Annotated in this window: 18 protein-coding genes and 1 tRNA gene; 8 read left to right on the top strand and 11 right to left on the bottom strand. The window is 60.8% G+C overall.

Features of this window, described 5'->3' with window-relative positions:
• Positions 1-18 precede the first annotated feature (18 nt).
• The 4 genes from ACPF7Z_RS01785 (at position 19) to ACPF7Z_RS01770 (ending at position 2940) form a co-directional block, all read left to right on the top strand.
• Positions 19-708 carry a 50S ribosomal protein L25/general stress protein Ctc gene (locus ACPF7Z_RS01785; RefSeq protein WP_425191441.1) on the top strand — a complete coding sequence of 230 codons (690 nt, stop codon included), beginning with the start codon at positions 19-21 and terminating at the stop codon, positions 706-708.
• A gap of 122 nt (positions 709-830) precedes the next feature.
• A complete protein-coding gene (gene pth / locus ACPF7Z_RS01780) occupies positions 831-1415 on the top strand; it encodes an aminoacyl-tRNA hydrolase (RefSeq protein WP_425191440.1) in 585 nt (194 codons plus the stop codon).
• A 138-nt stretch (positions 1416-1553) separates the two neighbouring features.
• Entirely contained in the window at positions 1554-2645 is a 1092-nt protein-coding gene (ychF, locus tag ACPF7Z_RS01775; RefSeq protein ID WP_425191439.1) for a redox-regulated ATPase YchF, read from the top strand.
• 218 nt (positions 2646-2863) lie between these two features.
• Positions 2864-2940, top strand: a tRNA-Met gene (locus ACPF7Z_RS01770).
• A 70-nt stretch (positions 2941-3010) separates the two neighbouring features.
• Here the strand turns inward: ACPF7Z_RS01770 and murB are convergent.
• Genes murB through ACPF7Z_RS01725 form a run of 9 tightly spaced genes read right to left on the bottom strand, consistent with a single transcriptional unit; the run spans position 3011 to position 11779 of the window.
• Positions 3011-4027 carry a UDP-N-acetylmuramate dehydrogenase gene (gene murB / locus ACPF7Z_RS01765; protein ID WP_425191438.1) on the bottom strand — a complete coding sequence of 339 codons (1017 nt, stop codon included), beginning with the start codon at positions 4025-4027 and terminating at the stop codon, positions 3011-3013.
• Entirely contained in the window at positions 4024-4497 is a 474-nt protein-coding gene (locus ACPF7Z_RS01760; protein ID WP_425191437.1) for a low molecular weight protein-tyrosine-phosphatase, read from the bottom strand. The genes murB and ACPF7Z_RS01760 overlap by 4 nt, the downstream gene beginning before the upstream one ends.
• Positions 4498-4543: 46 nt before the next feature.
• Positions 4544-5314 (bottom strand): 3-deoxy-manno-octulosonate cytidylyltransferase, encoded by a 771-nt coding sequence (gene kdsB, locus ACPF7Z_RS01755; RefSeq protein ID WP_425191436.1) that lies wholly within the window; start codon positions 5312-5314, stop codon positions 4544-4546.
• 12 nt (positions 5315-5326) lie between these two features.
• Positions 5327-5605, bottom strand: a complete 279-nt coding sequence (locus ACPF7Z_RS01750) for a Trm112 family protein (protein ID WP_425191435.1) — start codon at positions 5603-5605, stop codon at positions 5327-5329.
• Positions 5598-6611, bottom strand: a complete 1014-nt coding sequence (gene lpxK, locus ACPF7Z_RS01745) for a tetraacyldisaccharide 4'-kinase (protein ID WP_425191434.1) — start codon at positions 6609-6611, stop codon at positions 5598-5600. Before lpxK ends, ACPF7Z_RS01750 begins: the two co-directional genes overlap by 8 nt.
• The gene (msbA, locus tag ACPF7Z_RS01740; protein ID WP_425191433.1) at positions 6608-8350 is read right to left on the bottom strand and encodes a lipid A export permease/ATP-binding protein MsbA; all 1743 of its coding nucleotides are present in this window, start codon (positions 8348-8350) and stop codon (positions 6608-6610) included. Before msbA ends, lpxK begins: the two co-directional genes overlap by 4 nt.
• Positions 8347-8781 carry an ExbD/TolR family protein gene (locus ACPF7Z_RS01735; RefSeq protein ID WP_425191432.1) on the bottom strand — a complete coding sequence of 145 codons (435 nt, stop codon included), beginning with the start codon at positions 8779-8781 and terminating at the stop codon, positions 8347-8349. The genes msbA and ACPF7Z_RS01735 overlap by 4 nt, the downstream gene beginning before the upstream one ends.
• Positions 8778-9449 carry a MotA/TolQ/ExbB proton channel family protein gene (locus ACPF7Z_RS01730; protein WP_425191431.1) on the bottom strand — a complete coding sequence of 224 codons (672 nt, stop codon included), beginning with the start codon at positions 9447-9449 and terminating at the stop codon, positions 8778-8780. The genes ACPF7Z_RS01735 and ACPF7Z_RS01730 overlap by 4 nt, the downstream gene beginning before the upstream one ends.
• Before the next feature lie 20 nt (positions 9450-9469).
• On the bottom strand, positions 9470-11779 hold the full coding sequence (locus ACPF7Z_RS01725) for a DNA internalization-related competence protein ComEC/Rec2 (RefSeq protein WP_425191430.1): 2310 nt from the start codon (positions 11777-11779) through the stop codon (positions 9470-9472).
• Between the two features lie 90 nt (positions 11780-11869).
• Between ACPF7Z_RS01725 and ACPF7Z_RS01720 the strand changes: the two genes are divergently transcribed.
• On the top strand, positions 11870-12421 hold the full coding sequence (locus tag ACPF7Z_RS01720) for a DUF2062 domain-containing protein (RefSeq protein WP_425191429.1): 552 nt from the start codon (positions 11870-11872) through the stop codon (positions 12419-12421).
• 27 nt (positions 12422-12448) lie between these two features.
• Here the strand turns inward: ACPF7Z_RS01720 and ACPF7Z_RS01715 are convergent, their stop codons facing one another.
• The gene (locus ACPF7Z_RS01715; protein ID WP_425191428.1) at positions 12449-13141 is read right to left on the bottom strand and encodes an ABC transporter ATP-binding protein; all 693 of its coding nucleotides are present in this window, start codon (positions 13139-13141) and stop codon (positions 12449-12451) included.
• 9 nt (positions 13142-13150) lie between these two features.
• Positions 13151-14392: a lipoprotein-releasing ABC transporter permease subunit gene (locus ACPF7Z_RS01710; protein WP_425191427.1), complete on the bottom strand. Its 1242-nt coding sequence runs from the start codon at positions 14390-14392 to the stop codon at positions 13151-13153.
• Positions 14393-14563: 171 nt separating this feature from the next.
• On the opposite strand from ACPF7Z_RS01710, the gene ACPF7Z_RS01705 reads away from it, so the two are divergent.
• The 3 genes from ACPF7Z_RS01705 (at position 14564) to ACPF7Z_RS01695 (ending at position 17563) form a co-directional block, all read left to right on the top strand.
• Positions 14564-15625 carry an agmatine deiminase family protein gene (locus ACPF7Z_RS01705; RefSeq protein ID WP_425191426.1) on the top strand — a complete coding sequence of 354 codons (1062 nt, stop codon included), beginning with the start codon at positions 14564-14566 and terminating at the stop codon, positions 15623-15625.
• Between the two features lies 1 nt (position 15626).
• The gene (locus ACPF7Z_RS01700; protein WP_425191425.1) at positions 15627-16526 is read left to right on the top strand and encodes a carbon-nitrogen hydrolase; all 900 of its coding nucleotides are present in this window, start codon (positions 15627-15629) and stop codon (positions 16524-16526) included.
• 98 nt (positions 16527-16624) lie between these two features.
• Positions 16625-17563: a rhodanese-related sulfurtransferase gene (locus ACPF7Z_RS01695; protein WP_425191424.1), complete on the top strand. Its 939-nt coding sequence runs from the start codon at positions 16625-16627 to the stop codon at positions 17561-17563.
• The last annotated feature ends 77 nt before the right edge of the window (positions 17564-17640 follow it).

Here is a 17640-nt window from a genome sequence, read left to right as displayed (position 1 = left end):
ACCCCATGAGGTTAACCAATGTCCGATTTCAAACTTAACGTCAAGGTCCGTGACGAGCTGGGGAAAGGTGCGAGCCGCCGCCTGCGTCGTGAGGACCTGTATATTCCCGCCATCGTCTATGGCGGTGACAAGGCTCCGCGCCCGATCTCCGTGGAGAAGTCCGCCTTCTACAAGGCCATCGAGGACGAGGCCTTCTTCTCTTCCCTGATCGACCTGGTGGTGGATGGCAAGACCTATCAGGTGGTAGTGCGCGATCTGCAACGCCATCCCTACAAGCCGCTGGTCACCCACGCAGACTTTCTGCGGGTTAGCGCCAAGGAAGCATTCACCATGAGCGTGCCGCTGCACGTGACCGGCCAAGAAGAGTGTGTAGGCATCAAGGAAGAGGACGGCGAGCTTCACCAGTTGATGACGGAAGTCGAGATCAGCTGTCTGCCGAAGGATCTGCCGGACTATCTGGAAATTGACATCTCCAAGCTGGAAGTCGGTACGACGCTGCATCTGTCAGATATTACACTGCCGGAAGGCGTGACCTCCGTGGCCCTCAGCCATGGCGAGGATTACGACTACGCCATCCTCAACATCGCCAAGGCTAGGATTCGCGACGAAGAGGAAGATGAAGCCGAAAGCGGGGAAACGGCTGAAGGCGAAGAAAGCGCCGAGAAGGATCAGGAGAGCGGAGAGGACGAAGGCGAAGACAAGAGCTAGTCATCTCTCTTGTCGGGTCTTTAGACTGGTCGAAAAGTCCCTTCTATCCATGGATCAAGCGCCGCTAGCCCGGCGCTTGATTTTTTTGGGAGTTGGTTTGCTTCCTTGGAGAAGAAAGCCTCATGAGTCAGCTAAAAGCGATCATCGGTCTCGGCAATCCAGGCACCGACTACGCCGACACCCGGCATAATGCAGGCGCCTGGCTGGTGGAAGCCATTGCGCGCGACAGCCTTACGCCACTGCGCATGGAGAAGAAGTTTCTTGGACAATACGCCAAGGTCAACTTCGCCGGTCAGGAGCTTCACCTGCTCAATCCGACGACGTTCATGAATCGCAGTGGTGCGGCTGTCGCCGCGCTTTGCCAGTTCTTCAAGCTCTCTCCCGAGGAGCTGCTCGTCGCCCACGACGAGTTGGATATCGCCCCAGGTACGGCCCGATACAAGCAGGGCGGCGGCCACGGCGGCCATAACGGCCTGCGGGACACCATCAGTGCCCTGGGCAACAACAACGCCTTTCATCGTCTGCGTATCGGCATCGGCCATCCGGGCGAGGCACGCCAGGTGGTCAACTATGTGTTGAGTCGGCCGGGCAAGAGCGAGCGCGCGTCCATCGATGCCGCCATCGACGAATGCCTTGCGACGCTACCCGAAGCCCTCCAGGGCGAATGGGCCAAGGCGATGAATCGCCTGCATAGCTTCAAGGGTTAACGAAAATGGCTGCGCTCGCCTATTTCCCGCACGTCTGACCTGCCACTCAAACGCAACGTTTACATTGCTAGTGAAGACATGGCGGGTGGCGTAGAATGCCCGCCATTGTTTTTTTCATCCGATTTCCAGGAACACATCATGGGTTTCAACTGCGGCATCGTCGGCCTGCCCAACGTCGGCAAGTCCACCCTCTTCAATGCGCTGACCAAGTCAGGCATCGACGCCGAGAACTTTCCCTTCTGTACCATCGAGCCCAACACGGGCATCGTGCCGATGCCCGACCCGCGGCTCGACAGGTTGGCGGAGATCGTCAAGCCGCAGAAGGTGATCCCCACCACCATGGAGTTCGTGGATATCGCCGGCCTGGTTGCCGGCGCTTCCAAGGGTGAGGGGCTGGGAAACCAGTTTCTGGCCAACATCCGCGAGACCGACGCCATCGCCCACGTGGTGCGCTGCTTCGACAGCGACAACGTCATTCATGTCGCCAACCAGGTCGATCCGCAGGCGGATATCGAGATCATCAACATGGAGCTGGCGCTGGCGGACTTGGACACCGTCGAGCGGGCCAGCCAGCGCCTGACCCGAGTTGTCAAGGGGGGCGACAAGGATGCCATCGCCACCAAGGCGATCCTCGATCGCATCCAGCCGCATCTTGCCGAAGGTTTGCCGCTTCGCAGCTTTGGCCTCTCCGACGACGAGAAGCGCCAGGTCAAGAGTTTCGGCTTTCTGACCCTGAAGCCGACCATGTACATCGCCAACGTCAATGAGGACGGCTTCGAGAACAATCCCTATCTCGACGTGGTGGATAGGATCGCCAAGGACGAAGATGCCGTGGTGGTACCGGTATGCAATCAGCTCGAGGCGGAGATCGCCGAACTCGACGATGAGGAGCGCAGCATGTTCCTCGACGAGATGGGAATGGAAGAACCGGGCCTCGATCGGGTCATTCGTGCCGGCTACTCGCTGCTCGGCCTACAGACTTACTTCACCGCCGGCGTAAAGGAAGTGCGTGCCTGGACGGTCAAGATCGGCGCCACCGCCCCCCAGGCTGCCGGCGTCATTCATACGGATTTCGAAAAAGGCTTTATCCGCGCCGAGGTCGTCGGCTATGAGGACTTCGTCACCCTGGGGGGCGAACAGGGTGCCAAGGATGCCGGCAAGTGGCGGCTGGAAGGCAAGGAGTACATCGTCAAGGATGGGGATGTGATCCACTTCCGCTTCAACGTCTAGAGGCCTGACGCCGATCAGTCTATTACAACTGAGAACCGCATAGGGCGCCGGGGACAGGTCGAAGCGAAGGTCTTTTGCCATGGATGGCAAAAGTAGCGCCCAGGGAAGGGTTCACAGCGCCTTCGCGAAGGCCTGTCGCCGGATAAGCCCCGAAAACACAGATAACAAGAAAACTTGACGTATCATGCGCTTATGTGTAGGATTCGCCCCCGTTGTACGGCTACGTAGCTCAGCTGGTTAGAGCACATCACTCATAATGATGGGGTCCCCTGTTCGAATCAGGGCGTAGCCACCACGATGAATACAAAAGGCCTGACAGGTCAATGCCTGCCAGGCCTTTTTCGTTCACCGTCGCGAATTCCTATCTAACGCGCAGTCTCCCCCATCAAGCGCGGTTCGCGCTCCAGGGTAACGTCAAAACGTGCCTGCACCTCACCGACGACACGCTGCGCCAAGGCCAGCAGCTCGGTGGCGCTACCGCCTCCATGGTGAACCAGCACCAGCGCCTGACGATCGTGAATGCCCACATGCCCTTCACGCAACCCCTTGAGACCGCACTGATCGATCAGCCAGCCGGCGGCCAGCTTGACATTGCCGTCGGCGAGAGGGAAATGCGGCATGCCCGGATTTCGGCTGAGCAGCATTCGAGCCTTTTCAGCAGACACTACTGGATTCTTGAAAAAGCTGCCGGCATTACCGAGCACCGCCGGGTCGGGAAGCTTCTCACGACGCACCGCACTAACCGCGGCGGCCACATCGCTGGCACTGGGCGCGGCGGGTAGTCGCGATGCCAGATCGCCATAGTCGAGCCGTGGCTGAGCCCGCTTGGACACCCGCAATACCAGACGGGTGATGACCACGCGATTTTCCAGGGCGTGCTTGAAGATGCTGTCGCGATAGCCGAAGGCGCAATCATCACGACCCAAGATGGCTTCGCGACCATCCTCGAGATGCAATAGATGCACTTGCTCGAGCACATCCGCCAATTCGACCCCATAGGCACCGATATTCTGAATCGGCGCCGCCCCGCAATGCCCAGGAATCAGCGCCAGATTCTCGATACCCCACAGATCGCGTTCTGCCAAGGCCTCGACGAGAACATGCCAGTTCAGGCCGGCTCCCACATGGACCAGCACCTCGCCCTGCCCTGCTTCCTCGAAGCGCAGATTGGTAAAGGTCGGTTGTAGCACCAGCCCCGGCAACCAGGGGTGTAGCACCAGATTGCTGCCGCCCCCGAGCACCGTCAGCGGCCAGCCCTGTTTCACCGCCTGACGCAATGCATCGCGCACGCTTCCGATATCGTCGGTGGCTAAAAACCGCTCGGCTCGGCAAGGCAAGCCCAGCGTATTGGCCGAGGAGAGATCGACGTCGCTGCGAATCATGCGCGGTCCAGGTGCCTACGCAGCTCATCGATCAGGCCATCACTGGCCGCCTCGATCAGATCGAGCACCTTTTCGAAACCGCGATCGTCGCCGGTATACGGATCAGGAATCGCCTCGTCGGAACGACCTGCGAAATCCAGGAAGAGACCGACATGGGCCTGACTTTTCGCCGGCCGCATCGCTTCCAGTTTTTCCAGGTTCATGTGATCCATGCCCAGGATGTAGTCGAAGCGCCGAAAGTCATCTTCGCACAGTTGGCGTCCGCGCAACCGGCTCAGATCGACACCGCGACTCTTGGCTGCCGCGACAGCTCGGGGGTCCGGGGACTCACCGATATGCCAGTCGCTGGTGCCGCAGGAGTCGACCTCGACCCGTTCCGCCAATCCTGCCTTATCAAGGCGTGAGCGAAAGACCCCTTCCGCGGTGGGAGAACGGCAGATATTGCCCAGACAAACGAACAGAACTCGCATTCAAAACCTCATGGCGTATTTGAAATCTTGTGGCTTATTCAAAACCTCATGAACCGGGATGGTCGGCCAGCAGCAGGCGCACGCGCTCGAGATCCCCCGGAGTATCCACCCCGGCCGGATGGGGCTCGGCACTGAGGGCCACCTGAATGGCATGACCATGGTGTAGCGCCCGCAGCTGCTCGAGTTGTTCCAACTGTTCCAAGGGACTGGGCAGCCAATCGATATATTCGGCAAGAAAGCCGGCACGGTAAGCATAAAGTCCCACGTGGCGTAGCCAGAGATCTGACTCAAGTAGTTCAGGGCGTGTCGCAAAGTGCTCCCGATCCCAAGGGATAGGTGCTCGGGAAAAATACAGGGCGCGCCCGTTCAAATCGCGCACCACCTTGACCACATTCGGATTGAACAGGGTGTCGATATCGCTGATCGATTCCGCCAGGGTGGCGATCGATGCTCTTGAGTCCTCTTCCAGGCGAGCCGCGACCTGGTCGATGAGCGTGGCAGGCAGCAAGGGCTCGTCACCCTGGACGTTGACCAGAATGGCATCGTCGGCGAGCCCGAGACGCTCGGCCACCTCGGCCAGACGATCGGTTCCCGACGGATGATCGGCGCGAGTCAACAATGCCTCCCCCCCCGCCTTCTCGACTGCCGTCTGAATACGCTCATCGTCGGTGGCGACGACGACCCGGGCAGCCTGGCTCTCACAGGCCCGCTGCCAAACCCGCACCACCATGGGTAGCCCCCCGATATCCAGCAGCGGCTTACCCGGCAAGCGCGTGGAGTGATAGCGCGCCGGAATGACAACGACAACATCATTCATGCAGGAAATCACTCATGCCGATGGTTTGCCGATTTCGGTTGCCTGCTCGTCTACCTTCTCACCTGGTGTCTGCCCACTTGCAGCAAGCCCATTATCCTGAGCGGTCGGTTTGTTGAGCTTTTCCTCGACGCTCATGACCCGGGCCTCTTCCTCGAGCATTACCGGAATGTCGTCGCGAATCGGAAAGGCCAGGCCATCGAAGTGACATCGCAACTCCTGCCGTTCGCGATCGTATTTGAGCTTGCCCTGACACAGTGGGCAAACCAGCAGGGCCAGTAGTTCCTTATCCATTGCTTACCTCCCGGGTAGCCGATTGAAGCGTCTCGAGCCGCGTTTGCAGCCAGTCGATAAAGGCCGATTCAGGATGCGCCTCCACGTCCAGCACCCAACAATTCCTATGGGCGAAGGGACGGCATTTCACCGCGTCCTTGGCGGTCATCACCACCGGCAGCTCGTCATCGAAGCGCAGATCCCCGGCGCTGAAATGATGATGATCCGCCAGCGGATGCTTCTCTATGTCCAGCCCCAGCGTCTCGAGAGTGGTGAAAAAACGCGAGGGATGCCCAATACCCGCCAAGGCATGTACAGAACTCGAGAACGGCGGTTTTTCGATAGGATAACAGACCCCGTCCATGAGATGACGCCAGTGCATCGGTCGTAATTGCATACGGTAGCCGGGCTGGGGAAGCGTCTTCGCCGGCTCACCGTTGACGATGACGGCATCGACCTCACCGAGCCGCGACAAGGGCTCGCGCAGGGGGCCGGCCGGTAGACAGCGCGCGTTGCCGAACCCCCGCTGACCATCGACCACCACCAGTTCGAGATCCCGCCCCAGTGCCAGATGCTGCAGACCGTCATCGGCGATCACGATATCGCAGCCTGCCTCGACCAGCGCCCAAGCCCCACGTGGGCGATCCGGATCGACCACTACCGGCAGGCCGGTCTGCTGGGCCAGCATCAATGGCTCATCGCCGGATTGATCCACCGAGGCCTCGACCCCGACCTGAAAAGGATAATGCGGCGCCTTGCCGCCATAGCCGCGGGAAACGATGCCCGGGCGCCGCCCCTGCTCGCTCAACCAACGCCCAAGCCAAGCCACCAGCGGCGATTTCCCGGTTCCTCCCAGAGTGATGTTACCCACCACGATGACCGGCACAGGCAAACGCTGCGCCCGTTTGCGACCACTCATGTAGGCGCGTCTGCGGCGCACCACGATACTCTTATAGAGCCATTCGAGCGGTATTAGCACCTTGAGCCAACCGGCACCCCGGTACCAGGCATCGACCCAGCGACTCACGCACTGGCCTCCTGAAACTGCAGTCGATACAGGGCGGCGTAGGCACCCTCACGCTCGAGCAGTTGAGCATGGGTGCCACTTTCGACGATCTCGCCCTGCTCCATCACCAGAATACGATCGGCCCGCTCGATGGTCGACAGGCGGTGGGCGATGACGAAGGTGGTGCGATCGCGACAGACTTCTTCGAGCGCCTGCTGAATATAGCGCTCGGACTCGGTATCCAGCGCCGAGGTGGCCTCATCGAAGATCAGAATGGGGGCATCCTTGAAGATCGCCCGGGCGATGGCCAGGCGCTGACGCTGCCCCCCGGAAAGCATCACGCCGTTATCGCCGACCACGGTATCGAAGCCCTTGGGCAAGCGTTCGATGAATTCACTGGCATAGGCCGAATCCGCCGCCGCCTTGATATGTTCGGGCGTCGCATCCGGAACACCATAGGCGATGTTGTCGGCAATCGAGGCATTGAACAACGTGACCTGCTGCGACACCAGGGCAATCTGTTGACGCAGAGGTGACAGGCGATATTCTTCAAGCGCCACTCCATCGATCATGACCCGTCCGGCGGTAGGCGCATAAAAACGCGGCAGCAGCCCCATCAGGGTCGACTTGCCGCTCCCGGAGCGTCCCACGATAGCCACCATCTCGCCGGGCGCGACATCAAGATCGATCCCCTTGAGTACCTCCGGTTGATCCTCACCATAGGCAAAGCGGACCCCCTCGAAGCGCACCCGCCCTTCCAGGCGGCCCGGGATTATCTCGCCATTGTCGGTTTCCGGCGGCACTTCGAGCAGGCCGAACAACTCCTGGGAGGCCGCCAGCCCCTTCTGGATTTCACTGTTGATTTCGGTGAGCTGCTTGACCGGCTTGGCCATCAACGAGGCGGCAGTGATGAAGGCAACGAACTCCCCGGCGGTCATGTTCGCCATCAGCTCCGGCGACATCGCCAACCACACCAGACCGGCCAGCGCTACCGCCACCAAGAGCTGAATCACCGGCGTGCTCACCCCTTTGGTCAGCGCCTCTTTCAGACTCTGCTCGCGGTTGTAATTGCTGGCCCGGGCGAAGCGCCGCTTCTCGTACTCCTCGGCGCCGTGAGTGCGTACCACGCGATAGCCCGAGAGCGCCTCGGAGGCCACGTGGGTGACATCGCCCATGGAGGTCTGAATGCGGCGCGAGATACGCCGGAAACGCTTGCTGGCAACGCGCACCACCAGGCCAATCAAGGGGGTCACCGTCAGAAAGACCAAGGTCAGCAGCCAGTTGGTCCACAACAGATAGCCGACCAGGCCGATGACGAACAACCCTTCCCGCAACAGGATGGTGATGGCCTTGGTGGCCGCTCCAGTGACCTGCTCGACGTGATAGGTCACGCGCGAAATCAGATGACCGCTGGAATGGGAATCGAAGAATCGTCCGGAAAGATGAAGCATATGGTTGAACACGTCACAACGCAGCGCATGGACCACATTGCGTGCCACGTTGCTCATGAAGTAGGTGCCGAGAAAGGTGCCGACCCCGCGAGCGGCGAACATGCCGATCACGAACAGTGGCAGGAACAGACGAAACGAGGCATCCGGGTTCTGGATGCCATCGATCAGACGCTTCATCATCTCCGCCAGCGCCGTGCTCGAGGCGGCATAAATCGCATAGCCCACCACCGCCAGGGCGAAATATTTCCAGTATGGTTTGACGTAGCCGAGCAGACGGCGATAGAGGGTCAGGCTGTTGGCTTGAGTCACGGCGTCTCCACGGATTCGGGGGCGAGCGCAGCAGGCCGACGAGTTGCGATACGCACACGTTGTATGCCCAGCGCCGCGGCCTCATCCAGCGCCGCGACCACGGTTTCATGAGTGGTTTGTGCGTCGGCTTCGATCACCAGGCCCTGTTCCCGAGCACTATCGGCTTGAGACATCAAGGCGTCGTGCAGCGCCTGGGCGGAATCAAGAGTCTGCTCACCCAGGCGATATTCACCGGCCTGGGTAATCGACAGGATCACCGGTGATGCGTCTTGCGCGGTAGCGCTGGCGCTACTGGGTAACGTCAATTCCAGTGCTCGGGGAGACTCGAAGGTGGTGGAGACCATGAAGAAGATCAACAGCAGAAAGACCACATCGATCAACGGGGTCAAATTGACATCCACCGAGTCGCGGCGATGACGCACGAACTTCATGCACGCTGCTCCCGAACACCTCGGCGCTCGGGGGATTCCCGACGCTCCGCCAGGGTCAGTTCCCCGCTTTGATGCGCTAACTGCTCGACCACCTGTCCCGCCTGCTGCTCCATGCGCACGGTAATATCCTCCACCCGACGCTGGAAATAGCGGTGAAACATCAGCGCCGGTATCGCCACGAACAACCCCGCGGCAGTGGTCACCAGCGCCTGAGAGATTCCTCCCGCCAGATCGGCGGTGCGCTCCGCACCGTTGGTGCTGACGATGACCGCAAAGACCTCGATCATGCCGACGACCGTGCCCAGAAGACCGATCAGCGGGGTAATCGAGGCGATGGTTCCTAAGGGGCTCAGATAGCGCTCCATATCATGAATGACTGCGGTTGCTGCATCCTGAAGCCGGGAGCGCACTTGCTCCTGGCCAAAGCGTGCGTTGCGCAGCCCTGCCGCCAGCACCGCCCCCAGCGGGGAGTGTCCTTCCAGCCAGTTCAAATCGATCTGGCCCTGACGAATACGCTCGCACACTTCCTGCCCTAACCCGCTGGGCGCGATCCGTGTTGCCCGCAAGCTCCAGAGTCGCTCGATGACGATCACCGTGGCCAGCAGCGAGCAGCCGAGAATCGGCAGCATCAGCCAGCCACCTGCCATCAGCGCATCGAATACATCCATCGATCAGGTCTCCTGCCCGGTCACCCGGCATTACCGGTTTGGCCTCCTGCATAAGAGGAGGATTCTACCGCAAGGCAGCCCCCTTCGACACCAGCACCGGGGATCGGGCGCTGGGTGACCACATCGGTAGACGCCGCACTGCCCAGGTCCAGCGTTATCGCGCCATCCTCGGCGGTATTCCACAGACAACTCCCTGCGTCGCGAAAGCGCCGTACTACCTCGGCATGGGGATGACCATGAGCATTGCCGCGCCCGGCGCTGAATATCACATGGTGGGGCCGGGTTGCCGCCACCCAATCCGCGGAGGAGCTGGTGCGACTGCCATGATGGCCGGCAATCAGTATCTGGATATCGTTTTCAAGCTCTCCGACAAGACGCGCTTCGACTGCATCTCCAGCATCGCCGCTGATCAGCAACCGTTGCCCGCCCGCCTCGACCAGCAGCACACAGGAGCGATCGTTGCGTTCCAGCTTGGCCGGATCACCCTCCGGCCACAGAAAACGAAACGCGACCCCATCCCAACGCCAACTCTCACCGGCACGACAGGATGAGTCCGGCACCCCAAGCGGTTCGGCCCCTGGCGACCACCAGCGTTCGACCCGGTGCTCCTCGACAAGTGCCGCTACCCCACCGGCATGATCATTGTCGCCGTGACTGACGATGACCCCGTCAAAATACTGACCCGCCGGCCACAGGGTCGTCAGAGGCATGAACCCGGAGCGAAAACGCGGCCCGCTATCGTAGAGCAGACGATGCCTGGAGGTGCGTAATTCGATCAACTGACCTTGGCCCACATCCTGGACGCGGACACGCAGCTGCCCATCGGCTAGCGTAGGCGGGGTCAGGTTGAAGGCGAGAGCCATGAGCAGCGTGCTGCCACTCCAGCGCAGTGCTTTTGAAAGCCCCGGCAACACCCAGAAAGCGGTCAGCAAAATCAAGCCCAGCGCGATCGGTAGCGTTTGCCAGGGCTCGGGGTGCCACAAGGGCGACCAGGCCACGACCGCGTGCAGGCTGGTCTGTATGCCGTGGGCCAGTATCGCGAAGAACCACCAGCAGATCTCGGCCAGTGGGGGTATCCAGGCCAGCAGCCAACCCGCAAGTCCCAGCGGCACCATCAGGCTACCGATCACGGGAACCGCGAGCAGATTGATCAACGGTGCCGCCGGCGCCACCCGATCGAAGGCAAGCAGTACCGCCGCCGCCATCAGCGGTGCCAATAGACACTGGCTGCGCAGCAGCGCTGCGCACCAGCCACGCCATCCGGCGGGCCGCGAGCGCCCTTGCCAGGCCAGGATCAACAACCCCACGGCAATGAATGACAACCACAACCCCGGTCGCCACAGAGCCAACGGATCGACCAGCACGATGATGGCCAGCGCCAGCCACCACGCCTGCCAAGGCCCGGGCGCATGGCGCCCGCTAGCCACCCAGAGCCCCACCAGGGTCATGATCATGGCCCGCAAGGCCGGTGGTTCGAGACCGGCAAGCCAGGCATAGCCCACGGCTGCCGCGGCTGCACTCCACCAGGGCCAGGCCACCATACGCCAGCGCTGCGGTGTCGCCAGCCGCGCGGCCCCTCGAGCGAGCATCAACATGAAAGCCGCGACCAGACCAACGTGCAGTCCCGAAATCACCATCAGATGGGTGGTGCCGCTGGCATTCAACAGCGCCCAATCCTCTTGATCCAGACGTTCACTCGCCCCCAGAGTGAGCGCGGCTAGCCAGCGTCGGGACAACTCATCGGATACATGGCGTTCGAGATAGGCCAGGGCTTGCTTGCGAAAAGTGTCATGAGACGCCTGCAGACGTCGCGGCGCTGGGGCGCTGCGCACATAGCCGGTAGCATCGATGCCTTCCCGCCACAGCCAGGCGGCATAATCGAAGGTATGCGGATTGGCAAAGCCGCCGGGGGGTCGCAGGCGCAGGGTCAATGCCCAGTGCTCGCCGATCTCGAGGACGGGCGCGTCGTACCAACTGACTCGCACCTGATCCAATCGATCACAGGCAAGACGTGCTTGCTCGATCGAGTGACAAGAGGTCAGCGATAGACGCAGACGCTTGGAGCCTTCTTCATCGTTGAGTTCGGAGATCCGCGCAGTCACGGCAAGATCCGTGCCCGCGAGACCCGGCGGCAGTATCGAACCGCGGGCCAGCAATACCTGGGTCGCGCTCAATGCAAGCAGCAGTATCAAGAGCGCCAGCCCATAGCGTGAGGCGGCCAGCGTCCCCAATAGCCCTATACAGATAACGGCAAACAAGCCCGGCGGTGTAAGAACGCCCATGGCAGCGCCCAGCATTGCCGCCATGGCCAGTGGCGCAGCCAGCCCCATAAGCTCTCTCTTATCGTTTTATCGCGGGCCGTGGCAGGGCGACGACCATGTGTGGATAATGGTGCGTGTTCAAGATCAGCGAACGAGACCATGTTGCGCAGACTGCTTCAGCGTCACATACCCCATCAGGACACCCTGAAGCGCAACCGCTCACTGCGCTTCTTGAGCCCGATTGTCGCCAACACCTCGCTATGGGTATTGACGCGACGCTCTGTTGGCAATGCGTTCATGGTGGGATTGTTCTGCGCCATGCTGCCGATTCCGTTTCAGATGGCATTGGCCGCCTGTGGCGCCTGGCTGTTGCGTTGCAACCTGCCATTATCGGTAGGCCTGGTATGGCTGACCAACCCCTTGACCATGCCGGTGGTCTTCTATGGCAACTATCGGCTGGGAAGCTGGCTTCTTGATACACCGGTGCAGCCGGCACCGAATCATCTCAGCACCCATTGGTTCGCTGCCAAGATGGTCGATATTTTGCCGGTGCTTTTTTTGGGCTCGCTGGTGTCGGCCGTCGTTCTGGGGATCATCAGCAACATCGTGCTGCGCCTGATCTGGCGCTGGCAGGTATCACGCAGTTGGAAGCGCCGCGCCAAACGGCGCTGCGCCCAGCGCGAGGTCATTCATCGCAATACGCTCACCTGACCCTGCGCCAAGGGATCGGGCATAGCCTCAAGCGCTCAGAAGGCGACCACCATCCAGCCTGAGCACCCGATCCTGATGCGCCGCCAGACTCGGATCATGGGTGACGATCACGAACGCACAGGCACTCGTCCGTGCCAGCTCATCCATCAAGCCGAGGATATTCGCCGCCGTCGTCTGATCGAGATTACCGGTGGGTTCATCCATGAGCATCAGGCTGGGGTCGGTGATCAGCGCCCGGGCGATAGCGACTCGTTGGCGCTCTCCACCGGACAGCTCGCCGGGCTTGTGATCGCCCCGCGGCGCCATGCCCACTTGCTCCAGTATGCCCATGGCGCGTCGTTCCGCATCGCGACGCTTGTGTCCACGCACGATCAAAGGCAAGGCCGCATTCTCACAGGCGGTGAACTCGGCCAGTAGATGGTGAAACTGATAGACGAAACCGATATGACGGTTTCGAAAACGCCCCATGGCGTCATCGTTGAGTTTGGTCAATGGCTGGTCGGCGATGGTGACCGTGCCACGGCTGGGGTGATCAAGACCGCCCAGCAGATTGAGCAGCGTGGTCTTGCCCGACCCGGAACTGCCGACCACGGCAACCCGCTCGCCGGCCCGCACTACGAGGTCGAGCCCATCCAACACAGTCACATCTTGCGGGCCTTCGCTGTAGACCCGGGTCAGGTCCCGACATTCGAGCATCACTTGTTTCGTATCGGCGGTCATGCGTGGCCCTCACTCGTAACGCAATACTTCGGCTGGCTGAACACGCGCCGCGCGCCAGGCCGGATACAGGGTGGAAAGAAAGCTCAGGCCGAAGGCCGCCGCGACGATCGTGCCTACATCGCTCCAATTGAGTCGTGACGGCAGATAGCTGATGAAGTACACATTGGGATCGAGGAACTGGATGCCCGATACCGCCTCGAACCAGGCGATGATATCGGAAACCGACAGCGCCAGGACGATGCCCAAAGCTACGCCAATGGCGATACCGATCACCCCGATCGACATGCCCTGTACGATGAAGATGCCCATGATCGATTTGGGGGTGGCCCCGATGGTGCGCAGGATGGCAATATCGGCGTGCTTGTCGGTGACCACCATGACCAGGGTCGAGACGATGTTGAACGCCGCCACGGCAACGATCACCATCAGCAACAAGCCGATCATGCGCTTCTCCATCTGGATCGCCTGAAACAGATTGCCGTGGGTAAAGGTCCAGTCCATGCCGCGATAGCCGTAACCCAGTTCATTGAGGATCGCCTGGGTTTCGTCCTTGGCAAGAAAGAGATCGTCGAGCTCCAGACGCAACCCGCCGATGGCATCCCCCATGCGCGCCAGGGTCTGCATGTCTTCCATGCTGGCGTAGGCCAGATTCGCGTCGATATCCGCGCCCACCTTGAAAATACCGCTGACGTTGAAGCGCTTGAGCCGGGGGAATACACCGCCGGGGGTTATCGATGCCTCCGGCACCAGCAGCGTGACGCGATCACCCACCCCGACCCCCAGGTTCCGGGCGAGTAATTGCCCGAGCACGATGTTCCATTCCCCTGGCGCCAGAGAGTCGAGATCGCCCTGCTGCATGTGATTGCCGATGATCGACACGCGCCGCTCGTAGTCGGGCTTGATGCCGTACACGAGTGCGCCTTCATTGCGCCCACCCACCGAGAACATGCCCTGCTGATCCACGTAGGGCGCTGCACCGATGACATGCTCGCGCTGACTCAGGCGCTCCGCCAAGGGCTTCCAGTTGGCCATGCCATCCTGCGCCTCGATGCGTGTGTGCGGCACCATGCCCAGCACCCGAGAGCGCAATTCGTGATCGAAGCCGTTCATCACCGACAGCACCAGGATCAGCACCGCCACCCCCAGCATCAGCCCCAGCATGGACGTCAATGAAATGAAGGAAATGAAATGGTTACGTCGTTTGGCGCGCACATAGCGCAGCCCAATCAGAAAGGGTATGCGGTCAAGCATCAAGTTCGGTTCCTCGTCGGCAGGCGCCCATGGTACGGTTTTTCACGGTCGGGTGCACCGGGTTCACAAACACTGCACTATTGCCTGCCTGCACCAGGCCAATAATTAAAATGCCGTTACTGCGCTGACAAAGATTCGCTTGCAACGTTTCACAGGCTTCTGGAGACCATCATGACTCAGCGTCTACTTCCCGAGTGGCACCCCCAGGACGCCGTTCAGCTCACCTGGCCGAGCCTCGAAAGTGACTGGGCGCCTCTGCTCGAACGCATCGAGGCGACCCTCGAAGCCATGGTGGTCGCCATCACGCATTATCAACGGGTGTTGATCAGCGTCCCCGACCAAGCGACCCATGAACGCCTGATCAGAACTTTTCGTCAGCTTGGTGTTCCCGACGATCGATTGATACTGATCGAAGCTCCCGCCGACGACACCTGGGCCCGGGATCATGGCCCCATCGCCATCCAGCGCGACGGCAAGATCGTATTGCTCGATTATGAGTTCACCGGCTGGGGCGGCAAGTTTCCCGCTACACGCGACAACGCCTTGACCGGCCGGCTGCATGAAGCCGGCGTATTCAAGGCTCCGGTGGAACCCCGCGACCTGGTGCTGGAAGGCGGCGCCATCGACACCGATGGTCAGGGGACGCTACTGACCACCGAAGCCTGCCTGCTCAATCCCAACCGTAACCCCCATTTCAATCGCCAGGCCATCGAGGCGCGACTGCGCGAGGATTTCGGCGTCGAACGCATCCTGTGGCTGACCCAGGGCCATCTGGAAGGTGACGACACCGACAGCCATATCGATACCCTGGCACGCTTCTGCGATCCGGGAACCCTTGCCTACGTGCGCTGCGACGACCGAGACGATCCTCATTATCCGGCGCTGGCCGCCATGGAAGAAGAACTTAACACATTGCGCCAGGCGGACGGTTCGCCCTACCGGCTGATCCCGCTGCCCTGGCCGCGACCCTGCTTCGATCCTGACGATGGCCATCGCCTGCCGGCGACCTACGCCAACTTCCTGATCCTCAACGGCGCGGTATTGGTGCCCATCTACGGTGATGCCGCAGATATCCAGGCTCTCGATGCACTGGCGACAGCCTTTCCAGAGCGCGATATCCTGCCCATCGACTGTCGCAGCGTGATCCGTCAGCATGGCAGTCTGCACTGCCTGACCATGCAGTTACCCCGGGGCACATTGAACCGTCCCAGCTCGATAAACGAGGAGCATTGAGATGAGCAAGATCCTCAAGGTAGGCCTGGTGCAACAACCTGCCTGGCCGGACAAGCAGCGTAGTCTGGAAGCCAGCGAAGACGGTGTTCGGAAGCTGGCCGAGCGCGGTGCCGAACTGGTTCTTCTGCAGGAACTGCACGCCACGCACTATTTCTGCCAATGCGAAGACGCGGATCTCTTCGATCTCGCCGAGCCTATGGACGGCCCCACCGCCACGCGCCTGGCGGAACTCGCCGAGGAATTGAACATCGTGCTGGTCGGCTCAATCTTTGAGCGTCGAGCCGCCGGTGTTTATCACAATACCGCCGTAGTCATGGATCGCGCCCGTGGCCGGGTCGGGCACTATCGCAAGATGCATATCCCGGATGATCCCGGCTTCTACGAAAAGTTCTACTTTACTCCAGGGGATGCGGATACCGAACAGGGCTTCGAGCCCATCGACACCTCGGTGGGCCGCCTCGGCGTACTGGTATGCTGGGATCAGTGGTATCCGGAGGCGGCGCGCCTGATGGCCCTGGCCGGTGCCGAGATGCTGCTCTACCCCACCGCCATCGGCTGGCATCCGCCGGACGATTTACCCGAGAAGAGCCGCCAGAAGGACGCCTGGACGATCGTCCAGCGCGCTCATGGCGTAGCCAATGGCCTGCCGGTGCTGGTTGCCAACCGGATCGGTTTCGAAAAAGATCTGAGCGGTGTCAGCGAAGGCATCCATTTCTGGGGCGGCAGTTTCATCTGTGGCCCGCAGGGCGAACTGCTGGCCCACGCCGGCGACGACGCCGAAAATCTGCTGGTCGAACTCGACATGAGCCGCAGCGAGCAGGTCCGACGCATGTGGCCCTATCTGCGGGATCGCAGGATCGACGCCTATGGGGACCTGACCCGGCGTTATCGAGATCGCTGATCCGGTGACCGGACAGTAACGAATAGCGTATAATTTGCCCGCTTGAAAAACACGTTCCGGTCCGTCCTTTACGCGGACGACCTGCTGGAGACATTTGCATGAATCAGCCGATTGTCGTGGCGGCGCTGTACAAGTTCGTCACCCTCGAGGATTTCGAAGAACTGCGCGAGCCGCTGCTCGACGTCCTCAAGACCCATGACATCAAGGGCACGCTGCTACTGGCCAAGGAAGGTATCAACGGCACCGTGTCCGGTCGCCGCGAGAGTATCGATGCGCTGCTGGCCTGGCTCAAGGCCGATCCTCGCTTTGATGACCTTGATCACAAGGAGTCCGGTTGCGAGAAACAGCCCTTCTATCGAACCAAGGTCAAGCTCAAGAAAGAGATCGTGACCCTGGGCGTGCCGGGTATCGACCCCAATCAAACCGTGGGCACCTATGTCGAGCCTTCGGAATGGAACGCTCTGGTCAGCGACCCCGAGGTATTGATGATCGATACACGCAACGATTACGAGGTCGAAATCGGTTCCTTCAAGGGGGCGATCAATCCCGAGACAAGATCGTTTCGTGAGTTTCCCGAGTACGTCAAGGCCCATTACGATCCATCGAAGCACAAGAAAGTCGCCATGTTCTGCACCGGTGGCATCCGCTGCGAGAAGGCCTCGAGCTTCATGCTCAACGAAGGGTTCGATGAGGTCTATCACCTCAAGGGCGGCATCCTCAATTATCTCGAGCAGGTGCCGGAATCCGAGTCCCTGTGGCAAGGGGACTGCTTCGTCTTTGATAATCGCGTGACCGTGCGTCACGACCTGAGCGAAGGCGAATTCGATCAGTGCCACGCCTGCCGCCGTCCCATTTCTGCCGAGGATCGTGCATCGGCGCACTATTCTCCCGGCGTGAGTTGCCCGCACTGCTGGGACTCGCTATCCGAGAAAACTCGAGCTGGCGCCAGAGAGCGTCAGAAACAGATCGAATTGGCCAAGGCTCGCCAGGAGCCCCATCCCATCGGTCGTGATCCTCGGGAGCTCATCAAGTCCTGAACCAACGCAACCCATAGCCCGGCATCTCTTGCCAGGATGCCGGCCGCTCCCCTGGAATTGGCAGACTCATGATGCTG

It is taken from the genome of Halomonas sp. GXIMD04776 (assembly GCF_049808615.1).
Taxonomy (GTDB): Bacteria; Pseudomonadota; Gammaproteobacteria; order Pseudomonadales; family Halomonadaceae; genus Modicisalibacter.
This window is presented reverse-complemented; position numbering and strand designations above follow the sequence as displayed.

What these genes read in the sequence shown, in the direction of transcription:
- ACPF7Z_RS01710 (WP_425191427.1), bottom strand. Translation starts at nt 14,392, where the DNA reads ATGCTTGACCGCATACCCTTTCTGATTGGGCTGCGCTATGTGCGCGCC.
- ACPF7Z_RS01700 (WP_425191425.1), top strand. Translation starts at nt 15,627, where the DNA reads ATGAGCAAGATCCTCAAGGTAGGCCTGGTGCAACAACCTGCCTGGCCG.
- ACPF7Z_RS01730 (WP_425191431.1), bottom strand. Translation starts at nt 9,449, where the DNA reads ATGGATGTATTCGATGCGCTGATGGCAGGTGGCTGGCTGATGCTGCCG.
- ACPF7Z_RS01695 (WP_425191424.1), top strand. Translation starts at nt 16,625, where the DNA reads ATGAATCAGCCGATTGTCGTGGCGGCGCTGTACAAGTTCGTCACCCTC.
- ACPF7Z_RS01705 (WP_425191426.1), top strand. Translation starts at nt 14,564, where the DNA reads ATGACTCAGCGTCTACTTCCCGAGTGGCACCCCCAGGACGCCGTTCAG.
- ychF (WP_425191439.1), top strand. Translation starts at nt 1,554, where the DNA reads ATGGGTTTCAACTGCGGCATCGTCGGCCTGCCCAACGTCGGCAAGTCC.
- ACPF7Z_RS01715 (WP_425191428.1), bottom strand. Translation starts at nt 13,141, where the DNA reads ATGACCGCCGATACGAAACAAGTGATGCTCGAATGTCGGGACCTGACC.
- ACPF7Z_RS01720 (WP_425191429.1), top strand. Translation starts at nt 11,870, where the DNA reads ATGTTGCGCAGACTGCTTCAGCGTCACATACCCCATCAGGACACCCTG.
- ACPF7Z_RS01725 (WP_425191430.1), bottom strand. Translation starts at nt 11,779, where the DNA reads ATGGGGCTGGCTGCGCCACTGGCCATGGCGGCAATGCTGGGCGCTGCC.
- ACPF7Z_RS01750 (WP_425191435.1), bottom strand. Translation starts at nt 5,605, where the DNA reads ATGGATAAGGAACTACTGGCCCTGCTGGTTTGCCCACTGTGTCAGGGC.
- kdsB (WP_425191436.1), bottom strand. Translation starts at nt 5,314, where the DNA reads ATGAATGATGTTGTCGTTGTCATTCCGGCGCGCTATCACTCCACGCGC.
- pth (WP_425191440.1), top strand. Translation starts at nt 831, where the DNA reads ATGAGTCAGCTAAAAGCGATCATCGGTCTCGGCAATCCAGGCACCGAC.
- murB (WP_425191438.1), bottom strand. Translation starts at nt 4,027, where the DNA reads ATGATTCGCAGCGACGTCGATCTCTCCTCGGCCAATACGCTGGGCTTG.
- ACPF7Z_RS01760 (WP_425191437.1), bottom strand. Translation starts at nt 4,497, where the DNA reads ATGCGAGTTCTGTTCGTTTGTCTGGGCAATATCTGCCGTTCTCCCACC.
- ACPF7Z_RS01735 (WP_425191432.1), bottom strand. Translation starts at nt 8,781, where the DNA reads ATGAAGTTCGTGCGTCATCGCCGCGACTCGGTGGATGTCAATTTGACC.
- ACPF7Z_RS01785 (WP_425191441.1), top strand. Translation starts at nt 19, where the DNA reads ATGTCCGATTTCAAACTTAACGTCAAGGTCCGTGACGAGCTGGGGAAA.